Source organism: Bacillus changyiensis (genome assembly GCF_027706145.1).
Classification (GTDB): Bacteria; Bacillota; Bacilli; order Bacillales; family Bacillaceae; genus Bacillus; species Bacillus changyiensis.
In genome coordinates this window covers 687,676-712,444 of sequence record NZ_JAQFWW010000002.1, presented here as the reverse complement: position 1 = coordinate 712,444, position 24,769 = coordinate 687,676, and the positions used below count along the sequence as shown (strand labels likewise).

The window sequence follows — 24,769 nt, the reverse complement described above, 5'->3', positions numbered from 1 at the left end:
AGAAGGATACAAGATGAAAAACATGAAAATGCTTTTTCTATTATTTGTGGCGGTACTCACTCTATACGGTTGTTCAAGCCATGAAGCGAGTGGGGAAGAACGGACAGAATCAAAAGCACCGGCTCATCGAGAGAAAGTAACACCTAAAAAAGAGATGGCCCATTCTGAAAATTGGATAAAGGTAGACAGCCCTGCTCGAATTCCGATTTTGATGTATCATAGCATCTCTTCTGGAAACAGTCTCCGTGTACCGGAAGCGCAATTTCGCAAACAGATGAAATGGTTAAAGAAAAATGGATACTATACGCTGACACCGGAAGAAGCCTACATTGTCTTAACACAAGATAAAAAACCGCGAAAAAAATGTGTGTTTATTACTTTTGATGATGGATATACGGATAACTATACGAAAGCGTATCCGATTTTGAAAGAATACGGAATGAAAGCGACCATTTTTATGATCGGCAAATCGATTGGCGCGAAAAATCATTTAACAACAAAGCAAATGAAAGAAATGAGTCGACATGGGGTTTCAATTGAGAGCCATACGATAAACCATGTCGAGCTGAGCAGACTAACGGTAGACCAGCAGAAAAACGAAATGACACGGTCAAAGAAACTGTTTGATGGGATGTTCAACCAAAACACCGTCATGCTTTGTTACCCGGTCGGACGTTATAATTCAGATACGTTAAGACTGGCGAAAGAAGCGGGCTATCAAATGGCTGTCACAACAGAACCAGGGACAGCATCAAGGGAACAAGGCATGCAGGCGCTCCACCGTGTTCGTATCTCACCAGGATTGTCAACTGAAGCATTTGCGAGAATGATAGAGCAAAACAAGTGATCGGGGAAGCAGCTTTTGAGAAAGCTGCTTTTTCGCTTTCTACGACTACATTCCGCCGCCATCCTCGCTTGAATCGGAAAGGTCAGAGTATGTATCATTATGGTTATGGGAAACAGGGAAAAAACCGCTATCTTGATTTGCGTTAGCATATGTTTTATTGAACAGAAATAACAGTAAGAAAATAATTCCAATAGCTACTATGATCATATGAAAAACCCTCCTTTTATCTTTTTATACGAATATTGGATTCAAAAAGATTTGGAAAAAACTTTTTGATATGACAAAATTTTCTCTTGCAGTCATTCATTAAATAATAAAAGCGTAATCAAGTGGTGTAATAGACGGGTTATAAAGAAACAATTGAACGGACTTTTGCAGATTTAGCTGCTCTAGCCAACCTTACGGGGAAGTCCATGAGGGGATGCTTGTTTTTCGCTACTAGCCCATTTCATCGAAAAAATAGGTCGGACTAAAAAAATCCAACCCTAGGCATGGAGCTTGTATTTTTTTAGTTTACCTCAATTGCTAAATAACATTTTCCATCTTGAACTTTATCACATTTAACAATTTGTGGTCCGCGAGTTGTACCATCCGCGTTTTTCCAGTATACACTAACTTCTTGTGTAGCTGAATTGTATTCAAACTGATAGGCATCTTTAAATTCTTTAACTTCTCTAATCCATACATACTTGGTGTAAGCACTTGCTGGTAATGCAAAAATAAAACAAGCTACTGTGATAATCACCATCCCAACTGTTTTTTTGAACTTTGTTTTAAACATTTACAACACTCCCCCGCTTTTTAAATTTATCCTATTTGTTGTCCAAGTAGGATAAATCTATAATAACATCAAAAAAATGAAAAAACGTCCTTTATTGTAGAAAAATGTTAAATTTATGTAACGGAATATTTGAATCTCTTTTATGGGGTTCACAAAAGGATTTGCTCTCGTCATTATTCAGCAAATTTACTCCAATAAACTTTTCGGAAGACCTGTCGGCGGATTATGAAATGACTGAGTACTTCTATGATGAAAATTCCACCATAAAAAAGCAGAAAGGATACGCCTTCTGTTGATTCCAAGACTTGTAGAGGTGGATGACTTCTCGCTGATTGATGTTAAAATAACAATAACCGGATGAAAAGGAGAGAAGCAAATGACAAAGTACAGAGGTTATATCGGATCTTATACAAAAGTAGATAGTGAAGGCATTTATACGTTTGAACTTGATACGAAAGAAAAAAAATTAACGACACCATTACCAGTGGCAAAGCTTGGCAGCCCTACATATCTTACCATTTCTGCAGACAATCATATGCTTTATGCTGTAATCAATGATGGGAATCAAGGTGGGGTAGCTGCATACGAAATTGATGGACTTACAGGGAATTTGTCCTTCATGAATAAGCAAACGGCAGATGGACCATCACCTTGTCATGTTAGTGTAGATCATCGAGATCACCATGTTCTTTCCGCAAATTATCATAATGGAACAGTCACAGCTTATCCTTTAGACGAAAAACGCGGGTTGCTTGCTTCGGTTTCACAAGTAAAACATGATGGATCAGGACCGCATGAGAGACAGGAAAAGGCACATACTCATTATTCGGGTTTTACACCTGATGAAAAATATGTGATAGCTGTTGATTTAGGGAGTGATCAGGTGATCACTTATCAACTGTTGAAAGACAAACTTGAAAAAGTGAAGAGTTTCAATACTGCTCCTGGTTCAGGACCGAGGCATATTGAGTTTCATCCGAATGAAAAGTACGCCTATGTGATGACAGAGCTTAGTAATGAAATCATCGTTTTGGATTATCAAGCGACGACTGGTGAATTGCAAGAATTGCAAACCATTTCTGCACTGCCTGAAGGTTTTGCGGGGGCAAGCCAAGGCGGCGCAATCCATGTCACAAAAGACGGGAAATTTGTATACGTTTCAAATCGAGGACATGATAGTATTACGGTGTTCAGTGTTCAGCAGGGGTCCGGCAAACTCTCATTGGTTGAACATGTTTCAACTGAAGGAAAATGGCCGCGTGATTTTGCATTTGATCCTACAGAGCAATTCTTGATTGCTTCCAATCAGGAAACAGGGACATTAACACTGTTTGAACGGGATCCACTAACAGGGAAATTGACCCTTTTACAGTCTGATGTGCCTGCGCCAGAGGCAGTCTGTGTGAAATTTTTACATGGATAACAGGAAAAACTTGATTGGTCTTTTGGCCGATCAAGTTTTTTTATAGATGTTATTGTTGGTCAAGAATTTTCTTCACTCTTATAAATGCAACCATCTGTTTCATTTCCTCTTCGGACAGAAGCGCCCCATCAACTGATAGTTTCTGTTCTCCCCAGTTTGTCAGTTCTATCGGTTCATTGCAGTTGTTGTTTTTGATAGCCTTAGGATCGTCAACTCTGCTCAGCAAATAATCGGTTGAAGTAGCAAATAAATCGGCAATATCGCTAAGCGCCTCTAATGAAGGTCGGCGATAACCCGATTCATAACCAGCATAGGTACTTTTCGCAATGCCAAGGCGGTCTGCTGTGTATTGTAATGACCAATTTTTATTTTTCCTCAGTGTAGTTAATCGATCTAAATTCATATTTACGCTCCTTTTGCTTCAAAGTGATTATAGCATATGATCTATAAGGTTGTACGCGAAATGAATAACGTTTCTTGATCATTTCACATTTGAAGACTATAATTGCATGTGGAGGTACGCATTGAGCGTATTTACTGCCTTGTTGTAGCCTTCATAGCCGCTTTATACGGTATAAAACGACTTCTTAATGAGGTGGAATACATGAAGAAAAAGATACTGCTGTTAACGACTGGTGGGACTATTGCTTCAGTAGAAGGAGAAAATGGACTTACTCCGGGAATGAAGGCGGAAGAGCTTCTCCGTTACTTATCAATTGATCGATCAAAATATACGATAGATTCACAATCTTTAATGGATATAGATAGTACAAATATGCAGCCAGAACATTGGGTCCAAATGGCTCAGGCAGTATATCAAAATGATGAGCATTATGATGGTTTTGTCATTACACATGGAACGGATACAATGGCATACACATCAGCTGCGCTTTCATATATGCTCCAAAATATAAATAAACCTGTTGTCATCACGGGTTCACAGGTGCCGATTACATTTAAGAAAACAGATGCTAAAAAAAATATAAAAGATGCGATTCGTTTTGCCTGTGACGGTATTGGCGGAGTGTATGTTGTCTTTGATAGCCGCGTCATTTTAGGTACACGGGCTATCAAATTAAGAACAAAAAGCTATGATGCTTTTGAAAGTATCAACTACCCTTATATTGCATTTATTCATGATGAGAACATCGAGTATAATAAGCAAGTTCCTGTGATCAAGCATAAAAAATTGCAGCTTGAAGCGTCCTTAAACACAGATGTTTGCCTGTTGAAACTACATCCTGGAATGAAACCGGAGTTTTTGGACTGTCTAAAAGGTTCATATAAAGGTGTTGTCATTGAAAGTTATGGTAGCGGTGGAATCCCTTTTGAGGAAAGAAGCCTATTAAATAAAGTAAACGAATTAATCGAATTAGAAATGGTTGTTGTCATTACTACACAATGTCTTGAAGAAGGAGAGGATTTGAGCATTTATGAAGTCGGACGGAAAATCAATCATCATGCTATTATCCGCTCAAGAAATATGAACACCGAGGCGATTGTTCCAAAGCTAATGTGGGCATTAGGGAAAACCGAAGATCTGGCAGAGGTTAAACAAATCATGGAAACACCGATTGCAGACGACATTATTTAATAGAAAGCAGGGTTATGAAATGAATGAGGTGCCTTACCGGACGGAAAAAGATTTTCTTGGAGAAAAACATATTCCAGCAGATGTTTACTACGGTATTCAAACATTACGTGCAGCCGAGAATTTTCCAATTACCGGATATAAGATTCATGAGGAAATGATCAAGGCTTTAGCGATGGTGAAAAAAGCTGCTGCATTAGCCAACATGGAGACGAAACGTCTTTATAAAGGGCTTGGTGAAGTAATCGTCAAGGCCGCTGATGAGATCATTTCAGGGCAACTGGTTGATCAATTTATCGTTGATCCGATTCAAGGTGGCGCAGGAACTTCAATGAACATGAATGCGAATGAAGTCATTGGGAATCGTGCACTTGAATTGCTTGGTCATCGTAAAGGTGAATACATTCATTTAAGTCCGAATACACACGTCAATATGTCACAATCTACAAATGATGTGTTTCCGACAGCTATTCATATTTCAACACTTAAGTTGTTGGAGAAACTACTTGATACGATGGCATACATGCTTTCTGCATTTAAGAAAAAAGCAAGCGATTTTGATCATGTCATCAAAATGGGGCGCACTCACCTACAGGATGCTGTTCCGATTCGTCTCGGTCAAGAATTTGAAGCTTACAGCCGTGTCATCGAACGTGATATTAAACGGATTAAACAATCACGCCAGCATTTGTACGAAGTTAATATGGGCGCCACAGCAGTAGGGACAGGTTTAAATGCTGACCCTCGCTATATTAAAGCGGTTGTCAAGCATTTGGCAGAGATTAGTGACCTTCCACTTGTGGGTGCTGAGCATCTAGTTGATGCGACACAAAATACGGATGCCTACACAGAAGTGTCTGCCGCTTTAAAAGTCTGTATGATGAATATGTCAAAGATCGCAAACGATCTCAGACTGATGGCTTCCGGTCCTCGTGCAGGATTAGCGGAAATTGCTTTGCCGGCAAGACAGCCAGGTTCATCTATTATGCCTGGGAAAGTGAATCCGGTGATGGCTGAGCTGATCAATCAGATCGCTTTCCAAGTGATCGGAAATGATCATACCATTTGTCTGGCATCTGAAGCAGGACAGCTCGAACTGAATGTGATGGAACCGATCCTCGTTTTTAATTTGCTACAATCAATCAGTATAATGAACAATGGCTTCCGATCTTTTACCGAACATTGTGTAACAGGTATTGAAGCCAATGAGAAACGCTTACAAGCATATGTTGAAAAAAGTGCTGGTGTGATTACAGCTGTTAATCCGCATCTAGGCTATGAAACAGCAGCTAGAATTGCCAGGGAAGCGATCTTAACTGGGCAATCGGTACGTGAATTATGCCTTCAATACGATGTCTTAACAGAAGCAGAGCTTGATCTTATATTAAATCCATTTGAAATGACAAACCCTGGTATTGCCGGGGCTGAGCTGTTAAATCGAGATTAATGGAAATCGAGTGGAAACACTTTTAAGCCTTGTCGAGTGTTTCCTTCTATTTGTCATACCATCAAACCCTTTTTCATGATATAATGCTTTAATGTAATATAGTTAAATTTTAAATAATATCGGAAAATGATGATTCAACGCATTTTGTAAGCGTTTCATGCATGAGGGGGACAAATGTTGAAGAACACACGGCTGCCATCAATGTTAGAAATCATTGTTGTATTAGGCTCTTTTTTAGCTATCGTTGGTTTATTTACAGTTAAGTTTGATTTGCCGATACAGCTTGCACTGTTTATTTCATGGTTTTTGGTGATTATGCTTGGGCTGCGGCTCGGTCATCGCTATCAAGATTTGCAACAGTCGATTACAACTGGAATTTCCAATGGCCTTGAAGCCATATTAATCTTGGTTGCCGTCGGTGCTCTAATTGGCACTTGGTTAGCCGGTGGGGTTGTACCGACATTGATTTATTATGGTCTGGAATTTATTCACCCAAGTATTTTCCTACTTGCAACTCTTGTGATTTGTTCGATTACATCCATTGCTACGGGAACATCGTGGGGAACTGTGGGAACAGCAGGAATTGCGATGATGGCGATTGGAGAAGGGCTTGGAATGCCTCTTCCGCTTGTGGCAGGTGCTGTTTTATCTGGAGCCTATTTTGGTGACAAATTATCACCGCTGTCAGATAGCACGGTGTTAGCTTCTTCTTTATCAAAAGTTGAAGTGATCACACATGTAAAAGCAATGTTGTATTTATCTGTTCCCGCGTATTTAATTACTGCGGTTTTATTTACAGTTGTCGGCTTCATTTACGGAACTAAAAATGTTGATTTAGAAAAAGTTGAGTTTCTGAAAAACGCACTACAGAACACGTTCGATATCCATATTTGGATGTTAGCTCCGGCAATCATTGTCATCGTCCTTCTGGCGATGGGAAAACCATCTCTGCCAACACTAGCCATTGGTGCACTGTTGGGTGCTATCTGGGCTGCGGTTTTCCAAGACATGAACTTTGCTCATGCAATTAAAACAGCATATAACGGTTATGTGATTGATACCGGAATTGATTTTATGGATAAGTTGTTGAACCGTGGTGGAATTAAAGGAATGCTCGATTCTGTCGTTGTGATTATCTTAGGATTAGGATTCGGTGGCTTGCTTGAACATTTGGGTGTACTTAAGGTCATTGTCTCCAAGTTTCAACGAAAACTGACTTCTGCAGGAAATGTAACATTATCTACGCTCATTGTCGCTTTCTTGGCAAACTTTTTTGGTTGCGCAATGTATGTATCGCTGATTTTAACACCGAAAATTATGGAAAAAAGCTATGATGATCTGCGAATTGACCGAAGAGTGTTGTCCAGAAATGCCGAGGTCGGTGGGACGATGACATCAGGAATGGTCCCGTGGTCAGATAATGGAATATATATGGCTGGAATTCTTGGTGTTTCAACATTAGCTTATTTACCGTTTATGTGGCTGAGCTTTGTTTCAATTGGGATTGCAATCCTGTATGGATATACAGGGAAATATATTTGGTACACAGACTCAAAAAAACAGGCTAACACATGATGTGTTAGCCTTTCAATACATAAAAAACAGCTACTGTCTTATCGGTTATGATAAGTAGTAGCTGTTTTTTACTTATTTGATGACTTCTTCGCCACCTGGTTTGTTTGCATAATGATATAAAAGACCCATCATGACCGCTCCACCAACTAAGTTCCCTAATGTTACAGGGATTAGATTGTGAATCGCACCTGCTAGAGAAACTGTATCTGGGTGTGGGCTTACTAAAGAAATCGCAAAAACAGACATATTGGCGATACTATGTTCATACCCAGAGATGAAGAATGTGAATACAAACAACATCATGGAGAACATTTTTGCTCCGTCTCCCTTTTGAGCCATTGGAATAAAAAAGGCGAGACACACGAGCCAGTTACAAAGAATTGCTTTAAAAAACAATTCAATTGTCGGTGTATTCATTTTATGATCGGCTATACTCATTAAAAAGTTTGTAGAAGACGGATCTTTAAATAGGCCAGATGCAAAGACGATTCCTGCAAAAAAGACCGCGCCCATAATGTTGCCGATATAGCTGAAGCATAAGAGCTTAATAACATGAGGCCAACGTACCTTTTTACGAAGACCAGCTAATGTAAAGTAAAAAGTATTCCCGGTGAATAAATCTCCTCCGCCATAAGCAATAAGTATAATAGCTCCTCCAAAAGTAAGTGCAGCGAGTGGATATGCTACCGGAGAGTGTTCGGCGAAAAATAAATTTCCTGATTTAAAGGCGACAACTACGCCAAACCCAATAAACATACTTGCCATCATTGCACGTAAAAGGTAGCGAAGCAGGCTTTGTTGATAAATGCCTAATTTTTTTAATGCGAGCTCCTCTACCAGAATAAGTGACTTTGTTTCCATGTTTTACACCACCATCAAATGTTTAATTCAGTGAAGTATCTTCGATTACCTAAACAAGTATATCAGGATATTGTGAATGGCTTCACATTTTTTATGAAATTAATGTGACAATCCTGTTGGTAAATAGCTAATAAACTTGAATTGTTATGCTTGAAAACACTTACGTTTCAATGCATGTAGGAATATGTAAAAAATGCTTCCTGAGGTAGAATGGGTTTTCCTAGTTTTTTCTTCTGTAACTTCTCCTTATGAACAATTTATTGTTTCAAACTCATTTCCGTTATGAGGTGGTAAAAACATTCACGATTTTGTGACAGTTGCCACTTGTCAAAATAGACGTTAAACCCTTGCGGGCAAAGCTTTCATGAATTTTCAAGGTAAAAAATTACTATTCAATGACAAAAAAAGTTTGATTTTTATTCAATATTTAGCCACAAAATTAACCATTATTTAGGTAATCAGGTCTTTTTTTATGTAATCAATAGGTGTAAATTACATATGTAAGATTGATTTATAAGTCAATAGGAGTATTTTGGGAATGGTTACTTGAACTTTTCTTTCTATTGTATTTTGAGAAATGATCAAGCTCACTATTCATTTTAAGTTTGTGAAATATTGAACAAATATGATTCAGAATTTTTAATGAACAAAGGAAATGGAGGAAGCAAGGGATGGATGAACTAATCTTAGCGCGATTTCAGTTTGCTTCAACGACGATTTTTCACTTTATTTTTGTTCCGATGTCAATCGGACTTGTGTTTATGGTCGCCTTAATGGAAACCCTGTATGTTGCCAAGAAAAAAGATATTTACCGAACGATGGCAAAATTTTGGGGGCATTTATTTTTAATTAACTTTGCAGTTGGGGTTGTCACAGGAATCTTACAAGAGTTTCAGTTTGGGATGAACTGGTCAGAGTATTCCCGTTTTGTTGGTGATGTGTTTGGCGCTCCGCTTGCAGTTGAAGCTCTTTTAGCTTTCTTTATGGAGTCAACGTTTATTGGTTTATGGATCTTCGGCTGGGATCGTCTGCCGAAGAAGGTACACCTCCTTTCGATCTGGCTTGTTTCACTCGGAACAATGCTGTCAGCATTTTGGATTTTGGCGGCAAACTCATTTATGCAGGAACCAGTCGGGTTTGCCATTAAAAATGGTAGAGCGGAAATGACAGATTTCTTTGCAATTATTAAAAATCCGCAATTGTGGGTGGAGTTCCCTCATGTCATTTTCGGTGCACTTGCTACAGGAGCATTTTTTATCGCTGGTGTAAGTGCGTATAAAATATTGAAAAAACAAGAGGTCGTCTTTTTTAAACAATCTTTTCAAATTGCGATGGTGATTGCGCTTATATCTGGTTTAGGTGTCGCTTTTAGCGGACATGAACAAGCGCAGCATCTTATGAAAAGCCAGCCGATGAAAATGGCGGCAAGTGAAGCACTTTGGGATGACAGTGGAGACCCAGCTGCATGGACGATGGTTGCTAATATTGATTCAGAAAACCAAAAAAACCATTCAGAAATCAGCATACCGTATGCACTGAGCTACTTAGCATATAAACAGTTCAGCGGTGATGTTCCAGGAATGAAAACATTACAAAAGCAATATGAAGAAAAATATGGAGAAGGAAACTATATTCCGCCAGTCAAAACGACTTTTTGGAGTTTTCGGATTATGGCTGGAGCTGGTGGTTTAATGGTTTTAGCTGCTTTAACAGGTTTGATCCTCAGCTTTCGCAAAAAGCTTGAGACAAGCAAATGGTTTTTACGGGGTATGGTCGCTCTCATCGCTTTCCCATTTATAGCGAACACTGCAGGGTGGATCATGACAGAAATCGGACGTCAGCCATGGACCGTAACAGGAATTTTAACGACTGCACAATCGGTTTCACCTAACGTCTCTGCCGGTATGCTTTTATTCTCGGTCATTGCCTTTACAGCGATTTATCTCATTTTAGCAATTGTTCTTGTATACTTGTTTATCCGTGAGATTAAAAAGGGTGCTGAACACCATGACCATCACCAAGATGGCCATGTGTCAACAGACCCGTTTGATCAGGAGGTTTATCATGGTATCTCTTAATGAACTCTGGTTTATACTAGTTGCTATTCTTTTTATCGGATTTTTCTTTTTGGAAGGTTTCGATTTTGGTGTCGGTATGGCAACCCGGTTTCTCGGCCGTAATGAACTTGAACGTCGGGTGATGATCAATACGATCGGACCATTCTGGGATGCGAATGAAGTTTGGTTGCTGACAGGTGGAGGTGCGATTTTCGCAGCTTTTCCACACTGGTATGCGACAATGTTCAGCGGTTATTATATTCCATTTGTGTTTGTCTTGCTCGCTTTAATCGGACGTGGTGTTGCATTTGAGTTTAGAGGAAAAGTGGAAACGGCTAAGTGGACGAAAACGTGGGATTGGGTCGTGTTCTTTGGCAGTCTTTTGCCACCGTTTTTGTTCGGTGTTTTATTCACCAGTATTTTACGGGGAATGCCAATAGACGCTAATATGAATTTACATGCTGGTTTTACTGATTATGTGAATGTTTATTCCGTCACTGGCGGAGTCACTGTCACACTGCTTTGTCTTCTGCACGGTTTGATCTTTATTACGCTTAGAACAGAAGCTGATTTACGAGACCGTGCAAGACAATTAGCTCAAAAAATTGTTTTCGCTGTCTTGGCAGCACTTGTTGTTTTTGTTGCTTTGTCAATCTTTCAAACCGATCTATTCACAGGCCGGGGCCATATCACGATTCCGCTTGCAGCTTTGATTGTTGCCTGCTACGTCATGGCGATTATGTTTATGAAACAAAAACGTGATGGTTGGTCATTTGTCATGACTGGTGCAGGAATCGCACTTACAGTGGGGACAATTTTTACGGCGCTCTTTCCACGCGTGATGATTAGTTCAATAAAAAGTGCGTATGATTTAACTGTCTATAATGCTTCTTCAGGCGATTATTCGTTAAAAGTCATGACGATTGTGGCATTGACATTACTTCCATTTGTACTGGGCTATCAAATTTGGAGTTATTATGTATTCCGGAAACGCGTTAGTCATAAGGAGCCTATGATCTATTAATGGGAAAAGATCTCTTTCAATATAAAGGAATAAAACGTATCCTCGCGGTTCTGACCGGACTAACTTTGATTCAAAGTGTCACAATCATTATGCAGGCTGAATGGTTGGCAGAGGCAGTTACTCGCCTTTTTAATGGAGAACAAGTCAGGGCGATCAATCTACTGATGATTCTCTTTATTGTGGCTTTTCTGCTTCGACATGCTGTGACACTTGTCAAACAGCGGATCGTTTATCATTATGCCGCTGAGACCGGGGCCCAGATGAGAAAGGCTTTTCTCGAAAAACTTTTTCAGTCAGGACCGCGGCTCACAAAAAAAGCAGGAACAGGGCAGGTGGTGACACTTGCCCTTGAAGGGATCACCCAGTTTCGCCGCTACTTGGAATTGTTTCTCCCAAAGATGATCAGTATGGCGGTTATTCCAGTTGTAATCGTTGTTTATTGCTTTTTTAAAGACAGGTCATCTGCATTGATTTTAATTGTGACAATGCCTATTTTAATTGCGTTTATGATATTGCTGGGGTACGCCGCAAAAAGGAAAGCTGACAGCCAGTGGAAAACCTATGAGACACTTTCAAACCATTTTACAGACTCGCTCCGAGGACTAGAGACATTAAAGTTTCTAGGTTTGAGCCGCTCACACACGAAAAATATCTTTAAGGTGAGTGAACGTTATCGAAAAGCCACGATGAGCACACTTAGAATCGCTTTTCTATCATCGTTTGCTCTTGATTTTTTTACAATGCTATCTGTGGCAACTGTGGCTGTTTTTCTAGGGCTCGGTCTTGTAGAAGGGCATATTCATCTCGGTCCTGCGCTGACCATTCTAATTTTGGCGCCAGAATTTTTTCTGCCAGTTCGTGAAGTCGGTAATGACTATCACGCTACATTAAATGGCCAGGAAGCAGGGAAATCCATCAAGAAAATTTTAGATATGCCTGCTTTTAAAGAGGAGGAACCTATTGAACTTGCTGAATGGGCTGATGAATCTCAACTTGTCTTAAAAAATATCTCAGTGCAGCATGGCGAAGAAGAAAGCAGCTCGTTAAGTGATATATCCCTATGTTTAAAAGGAAAGAAAAAAATTGGGATTATTGGAGAAAGCGGTGCTGGAAAATCAACACTCATTGATGTTCTAGGTGGTTTTTTAGCAACAAATAGCGGTGTCATTGAGGTTGGCGATCAAGAGAGAACACATTTACAGACTGAAAGCTGGCAGCGTCAGCTTCTATATATCCCACAGCATCCATATATATTTCCAGATACGCTTTCTGCCAACATTCGTTTCTATTACCCAGAAGCTTCAAATGAAGAAGTTGCACAGGCCGCAAAGGCCGCTGGACTTACAGAACTAATCAACCAGCTTCCAGCAGGGCTTGAGGAACAAATTGGTGAAGGCGGGAGGGCATTGAGTGGTGGTCAGGCACAGCGGATAGCTGTTGCACGGGCTTTTCTCGGAAATCGTCCGCTTCTTCTTTTAGATGAACCGACAGCCCATTTGGATATTGAAACAGAATATGCAATCAAAGAAACGATGCTCAAATTATTTGAAGATAAGCTTGTCTTTATGGCGACACACCGGTTGCATTGGATGCTAGATATGGATGAAATCATCGTGCTGCAAGACGGGAAAGTGGCGGAAACCGGAACACATCAAGAATTAATCGAAAAACGTGGTGTGTATTACGATCTCGTTCAGGCGCAGTTGTTTGGGGGAGCATCATGAAGAAAGACCAGTGGATTTTGCCATACGTGAAAAAAAATATCAAATTGTTTATGATCGTCATTTTGTTAGGTGGACTGACCGTTTGTTCCGCTGCTAGTTTGATGTATACATCAGGTTATTTGATCTCTAAAGCAGCGACCCGACCGGAAAATGTTTTAATGATTTATGTACCGATTGTGGCAGTTCGGACTTTTGGAATTTTACGTGCTGTATCACGATATGTAGAACGGCTGACAAGCCACCATATGATTTTAAATATCCTATCTGATATGCGAGTGCGTTTATATAAAATTCTTGAGCCGCAGGCACTGAAATTGCGATCACGTTTTCGTACAGGTGATATGCTTGGGATTTTGGCGGATGATATTGAACATTTGCAGAACATGTATTTAAAAACCGTCATTCCCGGTATAGCGGCTTTGCTTTTGTATGTCGTGTTCATCATTGCTCTCGGCTTCTTCTCTTGGATTTTTGCTGGTCTTGTTGCAATTTATGCGGCTGTCCTAGTATTTCTTGTTCCACTCGTTTCATTGCTTGTGACAAGAGCGAAAAATACAATGTTAAAACAAGGGCGTAGTAAATTGTACCGCCAATTAACAGATGCTGTGATGGGTGTGAGTGATTGGGTATTTAGCGGTCGACAAGCAGATTTTATTAGCGCTTATGAAGATGCAGAGAAGAAGTGGTATGAGATTGAACAGAAGCGTCAGCGCTTTACTCGCTGGAGAGATTTTGCTGTGCAATGTCTTGTGGCCGGTCTGGTCTTGATCATGCTTGTCTGGGCCGGGGGACAGAGTGCCGCAGGCTCACTACACCATACTTTTATTGCTGCGTTTGTGTTGGTTGTTTTCCCGTTGACAGAAGCATTTTTTCCGCTTTCTGATTCAATCGGGTCCATTCCTGAGTATCAGGATTCCTTGCTTCGGATTGAAAGATTGCAGTCAAAAGAAGAAGCAGAAGATCAAGTTGTACCGCCTGTAAATGCTGAAGAAGTTCGTTTAAGTGATGTGACCCTTTGTTTTCATCATGTTTCGTTTTTTTATGAAAAACAACAGCCTGTCTTAGATGGCGTTTCTTTTACATTGAAACAGGGTGAAAAAATCGCCTTGCTTGGACCGAGTGGTGCAGGAAAGTCAACGATTTTAACATTGATAGAAGGTGCGTTGTCACCGACTTCAGGGCAGGTTACGTTTAATGGAATGAAGGCGGAATCGCTTCGTGGAGATATTTCTCATGTTGTCGCTGTTTTGAATCAAAAGCCGCATTTATTTGATACAACAATCTTAAATAATATTCGGCTTGGTCATCCTGAAGCAAGTGATGAAGAGGTATACTGGGCAGCACGCCAGGTGAAGCTTCATGACTATATAGAATCATTGCCTAATGGTTATCACACATCTGTACAGGAAACAGGTAGCCGTTTTTCCGGTGGTGAGCGGCAGCGGATTGCATTAGCACGGATTCTGTTGCAGGGTGCACCAATCGTTGTTTTAGACGAACCGACCGTTGGACTTGATCCGAAAACGGAAAGGGAACTGTTAATGACGATGTTTGAAGTACTTGATGGGAAGACTGTTCTTTGGATTACCCATCATTTAGTTGGGGTAGAAGCAGCTGATCGCATTCTTTTCCTTGATCATGGGAGTATCAAAATGGAAGGAAGCCATCAAAAACTGCTGGAAGAAAATCCTCGTTACCAGCGACTTTATCAATTGGATGCGCCAATTTTGCGGGTCTAGAGACAGACATACAGCAGCTTCAGATGTTAATCTGGAGCTGTTTTTTGTTAAACAGTAGACAATAGCCAAATGAGCGGTTTGATGAAAATGAACATTATGTTGATCAGTTTATCATGGTTTGCGAAATTTATGTGATAAGCGGTGATGGTAAAAATAATGAGACAGGCGAACAAAAACAACCAAAACAGGCGTAATCGCCTTTTGTTTTTACCCAATCAGAACGCCCCCTAACAATAATGGTGATTCCGATCTTTATTATATGAGAGATACCATTGTTAAACGATGAACCAAAGACAGAGATGGACTAAGTCTCAGGTCTAAATTTAGCAAGATTTAAGACTGTTATAAACTGGGATTAAACGAAAGCTGATAAAATGGATTCATCACAGGGGTGGGGAGTGAAAAGAATGGATCAGTATCCATCACAGGGAAAAAGAATTATTTGGATCGATCAAGCACGAGGGATTGCGCTACTTGGGATTTTACTTGCGAATATGCTGTTGTTTCAGTATGGGATGTGGGGAAATTTATCTGTTAAAACATTAGAAACATATGATTATTGGGCCTACGAGTTGATTCGGATTTTTGTTGTTGATAGCTTTATGCCGTTATTTGCTTTTTTATTTAGCTATGGCATAGTTCTGATGAAAGACAGGTTTGATCAAAAAGGTCTTGGTGCATACCGGCTTGTCTTTGTTCGACGTTTTTTGATTTTGATAGGTCTAGGTTTATTGCATTGTTTTTTCGTTTGGGATGGAGACATTCTCCGCATTTACGGAATCATCGGGATAGGATTAGTGTTTCTGTTTATCAACCGGAAACCGAAAACCATTCTTATTTGGGCGATCATATTGTTTGTGACGCATATCTTTGTGATTTTTGGACTGAGATTGGCAGCGCCTGATCAATTGGTTGAGTCTCATCGTCAGACAGCTGAGGTCATGCAAAATGGTAGCTATTGGGAAAATGTGTCTTATCGGATAAATGGAGCTGCTTTATTTCATTGGGATGATTTATTGCCAAGTTGGGCGTCATTAGGGTTATCCATCCTCCTTCTTGTTGTAGTGATCATCCCTGTTTTTGTTCTTTCACCATTTCTATTTGGTATGTATGTAGCAAAAAAGAGGTGGCTTCATGAACCTCAGCATCATATTCGGGGAATCCGGAAAGTTTTCTTGGTCAGCTTGGTCCTTAGTATTCCGTTAAAAGCATTACCTATTTTCTGGGACAATCCATTTATTTTTATTCTCAGTGATGGTGTAGGACCGCTGGCTTTAACATTTTGTTATATATCGGGAATCATCCTGTTGATGGAAACGAGACGGGGACAGCAAGTTTTAAAACCGTTTGGTATAGTTGGAAAGTTATCGCTAACGAACTACTTATTTCAAAGCATTATGATGACGACGATCTTTTACGGTTATGGTTTAGGGTTGTACGGAAAGCTCGGTGTGTGGGTTGGCATCGGTCTTGCTTTCTTGTTTTTCCTCTGTCAGATCGTTGCTAGCTTTTGGTGGACGAAACGGTTTCAAATGGGACCGTTTGAATGGCTGTGGCGGTTGGGTACGTATCTTAAAGTACCCTCTATTATGAGGAAGTCCAATCTGTCAAAGTAGTTAAATAAACGTTTGTTTAAAAGGGGGTTAGCAGAGATGTTTGCTGAAGATATACCGATTTGGACGAAGAAACATGTACAATCAACCTTACCAAAACGAGGCTTTGCCAGCCATAAAGGGACGTACGGTACTGGGCTTTTATTTGCCGGAAGTCCTGAGATGCCTGGAGCTGCACTGCTTGCTGGACTTGGTGCAATGCGAAGTGGAATCGGTAAACTTGTGATCGCTACATCTGAGAGTGTTATACCGATGATCGTACCCAGTCTGCCTGAAGCTACCTATCTGCGAAATGGCTTGGAAAAGCTAGCCGAAGAAGGGATTGAAGAAGATTACCGAGCAGTTGCAATTGGACCCGGCATTCCTCCTTCACAAACAGTAGAATGTGCTGTTGAGCAAATATTAGACAAACAAATCCCTGCTGTATTTGATGCTGGTGCTTTATCAATCAGAACATACCCTGCTCGGGAAGCACCTATTATTTTGACACCTCATCCTGGTGAAATTTCGCGAATGACAAATACTTCGATTCCAGAGGTGCAGAAAAAACGTGGTTTTGTTGCGAAAGAACAAGCGAGAACACTCGGAGTGACAATCGTTTTAAAAGGAAAACAAACCGTGATTGCTTTTCCTGATGGAGAGTGTTGGATCAATCAAACAGGCAATAGTGCTTTAGCAAAGGGAGGCACTGGTGATACATTGACTGGGATACTTTTGGGAATGCTGTGTTGTCACGAAAATTGGAAAGAGGCTGTTTTGAATGCTGTTCACCTTCATGGTGCCTGTGCTGATCAATGGAGTGAAACCCGTTCACCGCATACATTGCTTGCTCATGAGATTTCGAGTTTGCTACCTTTCGTATGGAAAACGTATGAAGTGTAACATCAAAAACGTCCGGTTTTCTGTCCGGACGTTTTTTAATGTTAAGGTGATCTTTATTTTGTTTGTTATGTCGGCAGAGAAAGAAATTGGCATAAACGAGAACAGTGAATCTTTTTATTGCCCCTTTTTTAACCTCCTTTTAATGATTTTATTGAAATAAGGATTGAACGGTTTGTAAGTGGCTATCGTCTAATCATTAGAGACAAAAGGAAGGAGGTTTGGCGTTTTTGTGGATCAGCTAGATGAAAAAGAACTTATCATACAAGCAAAAAACGGAAAGGATATTGCCTTTACAAAACTGTTTCAGCTAAACCACTCCTTTTTATACCAATATTTATTGAAGTTAACTTTCAATGCTGATTTGACAGAGGACTTAGTTCAAGAAACGATGTTGAAAGCCTATATCAACCTTCAGCAGTTTCAGGGAAATGCCAAATTTTCGACATGGTTGATTTCGATTGCTTCCCGACTGTTTATCGATTATCAGCGACAGAAAATACGAGAAAACCGCAAGATACAGGAAGCTGGAGAGGAAGCTTTGCGGAAAATGAAATGGGAAGTGTCGCTTCATGGACATGAATGGAGCGAATATTTGGAGCTGTTCGCCACACTTGAACCGGAGTTTAAAATGCCAATCTTACTAAGGCATTATTATGGGTACACATATTCTGAAGTAGCTAAAATCTTAAAAATAAAAGAAGGTACTGTCAAATCCCGTGTTCACAATGGTTTAAAGAAAATTCGAAAGGAGTGGGATTAGTGAAGGAACGCGATGAAAAAGAGACAATCTCTTATTTGAAACAGGAACTAAAAAAAATAGATGACATCTTTGAACCTGTAAGTCCCCCTCAATTTGAGCTGGACCACCGTTTAGCTCTATTTAAAAAGGAGCGTAAACGGGCAGTGCAAAAGGAGTTGCTTTGCTTTATTATGTCGGCATTCGTGATTTTGTCCGTTTACATCGCAATTTCGATTCGTGTACCCGTCATATTTTTGACGGTGCAAGGGGTAGCATTTATCCTTCTTCCGGTACTGCTCCTGCTTAAAAAGAAATGGTACAAGAAGATAGAGATGGAGGGTGATTAGATGAATCTTGACTTCAATCAAGATGCGTTGTTGGCCCTGTTGTTGCTTTCACCACTTTTATTTACACAAAGTATTTTGCTCTTTCTTGATGCCAAGAAAAAGGGGAGCAACGCTTGGTTTTGGGGAATTTGGGGCCTTATTCAAACACCAACCCCGCTATTATTTTACTATGTATTTGTCGTTAGGCCCTTTCTCAAGAAAAGGAGGACGAAATAATGGTGGGATCTGAAATACCTTGGGCACTCATTACCCCTTTTATTGTGTTATATCTTATCCTTGTGGTTTCTGCATTGTGGAACTGTGTCAAGGAGAAGGAAATAAACAGTCCCAAATGGCTTGTAGGTATTTGCAAGATAAAGAACTGAACCTTGGGGACGCAGGGACGACGATCTGGTGAGAATCGAGGAAGATGAGTGGCGAACAATGCGTTTGAGATCAGAGCTTATTGGCATCCTTGTATCAAGTCTTGTTCACTATTGCCCAGGGGAGCTGCAGAAATCGGTAGCCAGTATATGGATAGGCGAAATGACAAGGGAACGGAGATATAATGCTGATAAACTGTAAAATGTACTCTTATTAGATAACAACACAAGAAATTTTTAAAGCGGAGGAATATTGATGAAACTGTTAAAAATTTCTCTATTATTCATTTCTTTGTTAGTTATGTTAACTAGTCTCCCTATACAATATTTATTGATCCATCTCGTTCCATTGGTTATATCACACTTCCATTGATAGGTTTAATGTTAATTATCATCATAGCTATCATGATAAAGGAAAAAAAGTAGCGAATCTCTAATGGATCTTTCTTATGTTTGTGTCCTAAATATTAGCACCCTATGGGCATGCTGATTTCCCAGATCGATTCAGACGGCGTCCGAGGTCTTGAACTATATTTGAAAGTGATGAGATTCCAATGCTCATTGAGAAGTCTAGTAAGTATCCACCGGTAGATCCGGTGGATACTTGTTTTAAGGATTGATCTTACCGACTCCAGCGTTTTGGACAACGATCGATTTGACGTGATTTACGTTGTCAAGTGAGTATTTGTAAGGCGGTTGATATGTTGTTGTTGAAGTAGTCGGTATACTGCCTGTAGAATGAACAAATTTATTATTGGATATATTCAGGTAGCCTGGTGATTTGCTATACCAAGTGACAATTGGATTGTTTACATGTTCAAACCAGTTGTTTTCAATTAGAAGACGAGCACCCATTCTTGAGTTGATGCCAGTTGAGTGAATGTTTTTAAAGTAATTATTGTAAAGGTGTCCTTCACCAAACCTGAATGCAGGAACACGGGAGTTCAAGTTTTCAAAATAATTATGATGGAATGTAATGGTCCGATTTTGATGATCACGGTCTGAGAATCCCATCAACATTGATTTCCATGCATCATGAACATAGTTCCAAGAGAATGTAATGTTCTTGGCATTTTTTTTGACATCGAATAATCCATCATAATGGTCTTTATCAACTTTTAGGCTGTGATACAGTTCATTATGATCCACCCAGATGTTTTTAGCAGGACCTTCAATGCTGATTGCGTCTTTATCACCTGAAGCGACTTCATGAATTTTCAAATTGCGAATGACAATATTGTTGGAGCGCCAAACTTTAATACCAATGCCTTTTAGTTCACCTCTTGTTCCTACACCAACAATTGATACATTTTCAACGTCTTTTAAATTAATTTTAGAATCTGATGTGTTAGAAGTTGTAATTGTCCCAGCAACATAAATTTTTAAAGGGTGGTTTGAATTTTTGTTCTTTAATGCTTTAATTAGTTGATCTCCTGTACTTACAGTTATGGTCTTTCCGCCTTCACCTCCGGTAGTGCCGCCATTTAAAGATGCAAAACCGGCTAGGCGAAAATCAGCGAGTGCTGCAGCTTTGGAAGATATAGTCGCTGTTAAAGATGCGCTAAAACTAAGGATCGTGATCAAAATGATACCAATGATTTTCTTCATTTGTGTTCCTCCTCATTAGTAGAAATAAGATTGAAGGTCTTGCAACATGACGATGATATGTTAGATAAGGTCTTTGATCAGCCCTCCTTTTTTGTGAAGTCACAAAGAGTATAACGGTTGTACGGACAGATTTGAATAGCGTTCATACAAGTTGAGATAAAAGTCTGGGTGTTTCAAGTTTGTGATCATGTCAAACGATATAAAAGTGGTCAGGTATGCAGATCGCGACCAGCTTTAAGGAGGGGAATATAACGAGAATGAGGGTCTATTAGATTACGAGGTTGTCTTTGTTTTTAAAACGCTTTTAAATTGGCAAACCATTCTTCATTTATTTCGATCCTCAAACATAAAAACCCCGTCGGCAAAGGCTGCCGACGGGGTTCGCCATTCAATAGTACTGTGGCTTGAGAATACAAGGTGATTATGATTAGAGTGTCCCAGAACATAACTTATAATGGATCCGTCATAAAGATCCTTTTTAAAATGGTTGGATGGTACACCTTATATTTTGACTATGTTAAATCATGCTCATCTCATGCCTTTAATATGCAGAGTAAAAGATCTTTCGGACATAATAAATACTCCCCATAAGCAGCCAGATTTTTATTTTTTAATCTGTCTACCCATAGGGGAGCATATCAGAGTGCCAGCAGGCTAAACTATTTTTTATTTATTTACTTACGAGGAGCAATCAGTAAATTTGTTTCAGTGTGATTGAAATTTTTTCCATTTTTCTGCAATTCAGCAGTAATTTTGTGAGTACCTGCATTCGGAAGCGTTTTCCGAACCATCACTAGTTTAAACTCAGACGAACTTAAAGCGTTGACGGGAACTCTAACAGTTTGTCCATCATCTAAAATTTGTGTAGAGTCAAGTGTTTTTCCATTTAAAGTATCCCGTGTGCTTGCATGGAATCGATATGGAAAGTGAAATACCACATAGCTATCACCTATTGATATATTCGGTCTGTAAGTAATTTCAATGTCAGAAGTTGTCCACTCTATAACGCTTTGAACAGTTTTTGCTTCCAATGTCGGCTGTTTTGTTGGATTTCCTGGATTACCTGGTTTGTTTGGGTTATCCGGTTTACCTGGTTTGCATGGATTACCCGGATGAGGCCAATGCGGATGTCTATGTTTCGGCGGACAAAAGATAGGCCATCTAAAGTGAAAACATTTTGTGTGCATTTTTGTGTGCGTTTCTCGGGCAGTTTCTCGGGCACTTGCAAACTGAGTTGGAAGAAGCATAGAAAATAAAGCTGCTGAAGCTACTAAACCAATACTAATTTTACGAATAAGTTTACGTTTAAGCATGGTATGTCCCCTCCGATTGGAATATTTTATAAAATAGACGTCCAAAACATGCAAGAAAAGGATAAAACATGATCGCGATCTACTAAATTCCTTTTCTTGCTTTGAATTTACCACTTTCTATTAAACAAGTAAATAAATTTTTATTAAATTTCTAAAAAAAATTAGAATTCTAGTTTTTTTGTAAGTTTTATGGGAGGTATCAACATATTTTTACAGTAAAAAGTTGTGAGGTAATCAATTTTTATTCTTATAAGTAAAAATTCAGAAAATATATTCTAATTGTATTTCAAAATTAAACAATGTTAATTATAATATAGATTATCGATATCGAATCTCGATATTATATTGTCTTTGGGAGGTTACAAATTGGAAGAAAGAATAGTAAGAAAACTATTTCTTGGATTCATTCAAATTCACATTTTGCATCATGCCAATGAACATCCGATTTTTGGATTTTGGATGTTAGAAGAATTAAAGGAACATGGATACAACGTCAGTGCGGGTACATTATATCCGATTCTCCACTCAATGGAGTCAAACGGACTTCTTCAAAAAGAAGAACAAAAAGTGGACGGTAAGATTAGAAAATATTATACCACTACTGAAAAAGGAGTAAACATTTTAGAGGAAGCAAGAATAAAAGCGTATGAGCTATTGAAAGAAATCAAAGAGAAGTAAAAAGGAGTGAGTTGATGTCAAAGCATAAAGCAAACAGAGGAATCAAGTCATTAATTGAAATTTTATTTGTCTCAACAAGACTTGGACTGACATCTTTTGGTGGACCAATCGCTCACTTAGGATACTTTCATTCAGAATATATCCGTAAACGAAGATGGCTTGATGAAAAAAATTATGCTGATCTGGTTGCTTTATGTCAGTTTCTCCCTGGTCCAGCAAGCAGCCAGGTTGGAATCGGAATTGGTATCATGCGTGCCGGTATCATTGGTGGGATTTTGGCCTTTATCGGTTTTACACTTCCATCTGTTATCGCGCTTATTTTATTTTCCTTAATTGTCCAAGGACTTGATATTGCAAGTGCTGGTTGGATTCATGGCTTAAAGATCGTTGCTGTTGTCGTTGTTGCCCATGCTATTCTCGGTATGGCACAAAAATTGACGCCAGATATAAAAAGAAAGACCATTGCTTTGTTGGCGCTGTTGGCAACGTTGTTGTGGCAAACGGCTTTTACCCAAGTCGGTGTCATTATCATCGCGGCCTTTATCGGTTATTATATTTATCAACAGCAAAAAGAATCGACTGAATCTGTTATGCTATTTCCCGTATCGCGAAGATTTGCGATCATATGTCTGAGTTTGTTTTTCGGGCTGCTTATTTTTCTGCCTGTATTGAGTGAAGTGACTTCCAGCAGATGGATCGAGATGTTTGATCACTTTTACAGATCAGGTTCTTTAGTCTTTGGCGGTGGCCATGTTGTCCTGCCGTTATTAGAGCGAGAATTTGTTCTGACTGGATGGTTAAGTGAAGAAGCTTTTCTTGCTGGATATGGGGCGGCACAAGCTGTGCCAGGTCCTTTGTTTACATTCGCCTCATACCTTGGAGCGGTCATGAATGGCTGGCAGGGCGGATTGCTTGCGACAGTTGCGATTTTTTTGCCGGCATTTCTGCTGATCTTGGGAGCATTGCCTTTTTGGGATAGCCTTCGCCGTCATCCAAAAATAAATGGAGCTTTAATGGGGGTCAATGCTGCTGTAGTGGGAATTTTGATTTCGGCGTTTTACGAGCCCATTTGGACGAGTTCTATTTTAGAGCCACGTGATTTTGCTTTTGCTGCACTTTTATTTAGCATGCTTGTCTACTGGAAGCAGCCTCCTTGGATCATTGTTGTCACAGGTGCAATGGGGGGGTTCGTTATGACATTTTTTTGAAAAAGAAAAAGACTGCCTTATGATCAACAGCCTTTTTCTTTTCCTATTTCGGGAAGTGCGGTTTTAGCAATGTTTTTGTCTAACACTTCATAATCATTGTAATGAATGGCATCATATAGTTGTTCACGGGTTTGCAAATCTTGGAGTACATCTTTTTGAGTGCCTTTTTGATAAATGTCTGTAAAGACTCGTTCATATGCCTTCGCAGCAGCCCTTAGTGAAGTAACTGGATAAATCACCATGCTGTAGCCAAGCAGTTGAAATTCTTCTGCTGTATAATAGGGGGTTTTTCCAAACTCAGTCATATTGGCTAGAAGAGGAGCATTTACTGCGGAAGCCAGTTCCTGAAATTCTTCTGCGTTTGTTAATGCTTCCGGAAAAATAGCATCAGCGCCTGCTTCTACATAAAGATTGGCACGGTTAATGGCCTCATCTATCCCTTCAACCGCTTTTGCATCTGTTCGCGCTACAACGACAAGGGAGGGCGCCGTTTTCTTTATCATTTTAATTTTCGCGATCATCTCTTCTGCAGAAATCAGCTTTTTCCCGTTTAAGTGTCCACATTTTTTAGGGAGTTGCTGATCTTCAATTTGGACAGCAGCGACCCTGTTTTCTACCATTTCTGCTGCTGTTCTTGCAACATTTAAGACACCACCATAACCTGTGTCAATATCGACTAATACAGGTAGGTTTGTGGCTCTTACCAACTCCCGGGCTTTTTCTGCCATCTCTTGTGACTGGATCATGCCAAGGTCTGGTATTCCGCGGCTTGCTGTATAGGCTGCACCAGAGAGATAAAGTGCTTGAAAGCCGATGTTTTTAGCCATGATAGCTGCCATACCATCATGTGTGCCTGGTATTTTTAATATGTCTGGTGCTTGAATTAGTGTTTTGAAAGTTTCCGCCAGCTCTGTCTGGCTAATTTGCTTTGTGACAATCCACATCTTAAC

Annotated in this window: 24 protein-coding genes; 17 read left to right on the top strand and 7 right to left on the bottom strand. The window is 39.8% G+C overall.

Going from position 1 to position 24,769, the window contains the following annotated elements; genetic code table 11:
• Nucleotides 1-22: 22 nt before the first annotated feature.
• Nucleotides 23-847 carry a polysaccharide deacetylase family protein gene (locus PDT38_RS10790; RefSeq protein ID WP_394356264.1) on the top strand — a complete coding sequence of 275 codons (825 nt, stop codon included), beginning with the start codon at nt 23-25 and terminating at the stop codon, nt 845-847.
• A 45-nt stretch (nt 848-892) separates the two neighbouring features.
• On the opposite strand, the gene PDT38_RS10785 is transcribed toward PDT38_RS10790, so the two are convergent.
• Both PDT38_RS10785 and PDT38_RS10780 read right to left on the bottom strand, forming a co-directional pair.
• Nucleotides 893-1,054, bottom strand: a complete 162-nt coding sequence (locus PDT38_RS10785) for a hypothetical protein (RefSeq protein ID WP_270801321.1) — start codon at nt 1,052-1,054, stop codon at nt 893-895.
• A 301-nt stretch (nt 1,055-1,355) separates the two neighbouring features.
• Nucleotides 1,356-1,628 carry a hypothetical protein gene (locus PDT38_RS10780; RefSeq protein ID WP_270801319.1) on the bottom strand — a complete coding sequence of 91 codons (273 nt, stop codon included), beginning with the start codon at nt 1,626-1,628 and terminating at the stop codon, nt 1,356-1,358.
• A gap of 376 nt (nt 1,629-2,004) precedes the next feature.
• Here PDT38_RS10780 and PDT38_RS10775 point away from each other — a divergent pair, with 376 nt between their 5' ends.
• Entirely contained in the window at nt 2,005-3,051 is a 1,047-nt protein-coding gene (locus PDT38_RS10775) for a lactonase family protein (RefSeq protein ID WP_270801316.1), read from the top strand.
• Nucleotides 3,052-3,100: 49 nt separating this feature from the next.
• Here the strand turns inward: PDT38_RS10775 and PDT38_RS10770 are convergent, their stop codons facing one another.
• Complete coding sequence (locus PDT38_RS10770; RefSeq protein WP_270801313.1) at nt 3,101-3,454, bottom strand: helix-turn-helix domain-containing protein; 354 nt, start codon at nt 3,452-3,454, stop codon at nt 3,101-3,103.
• A 201-nt stretch (nt 3,455-3,655) separates the two neighbouring features.
• Here PDT38_RS10770 and PDT38_RS10765 point away from each other — a divergent pair, with 201 nt between their 5' ends.
• From PDT38_RS10765 to nhaC, 3 genes are all read left to right on the top strand, one after another.
• The gene (locus tag PDT38_RS10765) at nt 3,656-4,645 is read left to right on the top strand and encodes an asparaginase (RefSeq protein WP_270801312.1); all 990 of its coding nucleotides are present in this window, start codon (nt 3,656-3,658) and stop codon (nt 4,643-4,645) included.
• A gap of 19 nt (nt 4,646-4,664) precedes the next feature.
• Nucleotides 4,665-6,089 (top strand): aspartate ammonia-lyase, encoded by a 1,425-nt coding sequence (gene aspA / locus PDT38_RS10760; protein WP_270801310.1) that lies wholly within the window; start codon nt 4,665-4,667, stop codon nt 6,087-6,089.
• 177 nt (nt 6,090-6,266) lie between these two features.
• Entirely contained in the window at nt 6,267-7,664 is a 1,398-nt protein-coding gene (gene nhaC, locus PDT38_RS10755) for a Na+/H+ antiporter NhaC (protein ID WP_270801739.1), read from the top strand.
• A 72-nt stretch (nt 7,665-7,736) separates the two neighbouring features.
• Here the strand turns inward: nhaC and PDT38_RS10750 are convergent, their stop codons facing one another.
• Nucleotides 7,737-8,525 (bottom strand): formate/nitrite transporter family protein, encoded by a 789-nt coding sequence (locus PDT38_RS10750; protein WP_270801309.1) that lies wholly within the window; start codon nt 8,523-8,525, stop codon nt 7,737-7,739.
• Nucleotides 8,526-9,196: 671 nt separating this feature from the next.
• Here PDT38_RS10750 and PDT38_RS10745 point away from each other — a divergent pair.
• The 10 genes from PDT38_RS10745 to PDT38_RS10700 all read left to right on the top strand — a co-directional run bounded on the left by PDT38_RS10745 (nt 9,197) and on the right by PDT38_RS10700 (nt 19,214).
• A complete protein-coding gene (locus tag PDT38_RS10745; protein ID WP_270801308.1) occupies nt 9,197-10,603 on the top strand; it encodes a cytochrome ubiquinol oxidase subunit I in 1,407 nt (468 codons plus the stop codon).
• Complete coding sequence (cydB, locus tag PDT38_RS10740; protein WP_270801307.1) at nt 10,590-11,606, top strand: cytochrome d ubiquinol oxidase subunit II; 1,017 nt, start codon at nt 10,590-10,592, stop codon at nt 11,604-11,606. Before PDT38_RS10745 ends, cydB begins: the two co-directional genes overlap by 14 nt.
• The gene (gene cydD, locus PDT38_RS10735) at nt 11,606-13,330 is read left to right on the top strand and encodes a thiol reductant ABC exporter subunit CydD (protein ID WP_270801305.1); all 1,725 of its coding nucleotides are present in this window, start codon (nt 11,606-11,608) and stop codon (nt 13,328-13,330) included. Before cydB ends, cydD begins: the two co-directional genes overlap by 1 nt.
• Nucleotides 13,327-15,069, top strand: coding sequence for a thiol reductant ABC exporter subunit CydC (gene cydC, locus PDT38_RS10730; RefSeq protein ID WP_270801303.1), 1,743 nt, complete (start codon nt 13,327-13,329; stop codon nt 15,067-15,069). The genes cydD and cydC overlap by 4 nt, the downstream gene beginning before the upstream one ends.
• Nucleotides 15,070-15,476: 407 nt before the next feature.
• Nucleotides 15,477-16,685, top strand: coding sequence for a DUF418 domain-containing protein (locus tag PDT38_RS10725; protein WP_270801302.1), 1,209 nt, complete (start codon nt 15,477-15,479; stop codon nt 16,683-16,685).
• 36 nt (nt 16,686-16,721) lie between these two features.
• A complete protein-coding gene (locus PDT38_RS10720; protein WP_270801299.1) occupies nt 16,722-17,564 on the top strand; it encodes an NAD(P)H-hydrate dehydratase in 843 nt (280 codons plus the stop codon).
• Nucleotides 17,565-17,793: 229 nt separating this feature from the next.
• Entirely contained in the window at nt 17,794-18,324 is a 531-nt protein-coding gene (gene sigY, locus PDT38_RS10715; protein ID WP_270801297.1) for an RNA polymerase sigma factor SigY, read from the top strand.
• The gene (locus tag PDT38_RS10710; protein WP_270801294.1) at nt 18,324-18,650 is read left to right on the top strand and encodes a YxlC family protein; all 327 of its coding nucleotides are present in this window, start codon (nt 18,324-18,326) and stop codon (nt 18,648-18,650) included. Before sigY ends, PDT38_RS10710 begins: the two co-directional genes overlap by 1 nt.
• Nucleotides 18,651-18,866: a transcriptional regulator gene (locus PDT38_RS10705; protein ID WP_270801292.1), complete on the top strand. Its 216-nt coding sequence runs from the start codon at nt 18,651-18,653 to the stop codon at nt 18,864-18,866.
• A gap of 177 nt (nt 18,867-19,043) precedes the next feature.
• Nucleotides 19,044-19,214 (top strand): hypothetical protein, encoded by a 171-nt coding sequence (locus tag PDT38_RS10700; RefSeq protein WP_270801291.1) that lies wholly within the window; start codon nt 19,044-19,046, stop codon nt 19,212-19,214.
• A 407-nt stretch (nt 19,215-19,621) separates the two neighbouring features.
• On the opposite strand, the gene PDT38_RS10695 is transcribed toward PDT38_RS10700, so the two are convergent.
• Together PDT38_RS10695 and bslB are read right to left on the bottom strand one after the other, a co-directional pair.
• A complete protein-coding gene (locus PDT38_RS10695; protein WP_270801289.1) occupies nt 19,622-20,620 on the bottom strand; it encodes a pectate lyase family protein in 999 nt (332 codons plus the stop codon).
• Nucleotides 20,621-21,294: 674 nt separating this feature from the next.
• A complete protein-coding gene (gene bslB, locus PDT38_RS10690; protein ID WP_270801287.1) occupies nt 21,295-21,933 on the bottom strand; it encodes a biofilm surface layer hydrophobin BslB in 639 nt (212 codons plus the stop codon).
• A gap of 366 nt (nt 21,934-22,299) precedes the next feature.
• Here bslB and PDT38_RS10685 point away from each other — a divergent pair, with 366 nt between their 5' ends.
• The gene (locus tag PDT38_RS10685; RefSeq protein ID WP_270801284.1) at nt 22,300-22,611 is read left to right on the top strand and encodes a PadR family transcriptional regulator; all 312 of its coding nucleotides are present in this window, start codon (nt 22,300-22,302) and stop codon (nt 22,609-22,611) included.
• Between the two features lie 14 nt (nt 22,612-22,625).
• The gene (locus PDT38_RS10680) at nt 22,626-23,819 is read left to right on the top strand and encodes a chromate transporter (RefSeq protein WP_270801280.1); all 1,194 of its coding nucleotides are present in this window, start codon (nt 22,626-22,628) and stop codon (nt 23,817-23,819) included.
• Between the two features lie 23 nt (nt 23,820-23,842).
• Here PDT38_RS10680 and prpB read toward each other — a convergent pair whose 3' ends face one another.
• The gene (gene prpB, locus PDT38_RS10675; RefSeq protein WP_270801277.1) at nt 23,843-24,763 is read right to left on the bottom strand and encodes a methylisocitrate lyase; all 921 of its coding nucleotides are present in this window, start codon (nt 24,761-24,763) and stop codon (nt 23,843-23,845) included.
• Nucleotides 24,764-24,769 lie beyond the last annotated feature (6 nt).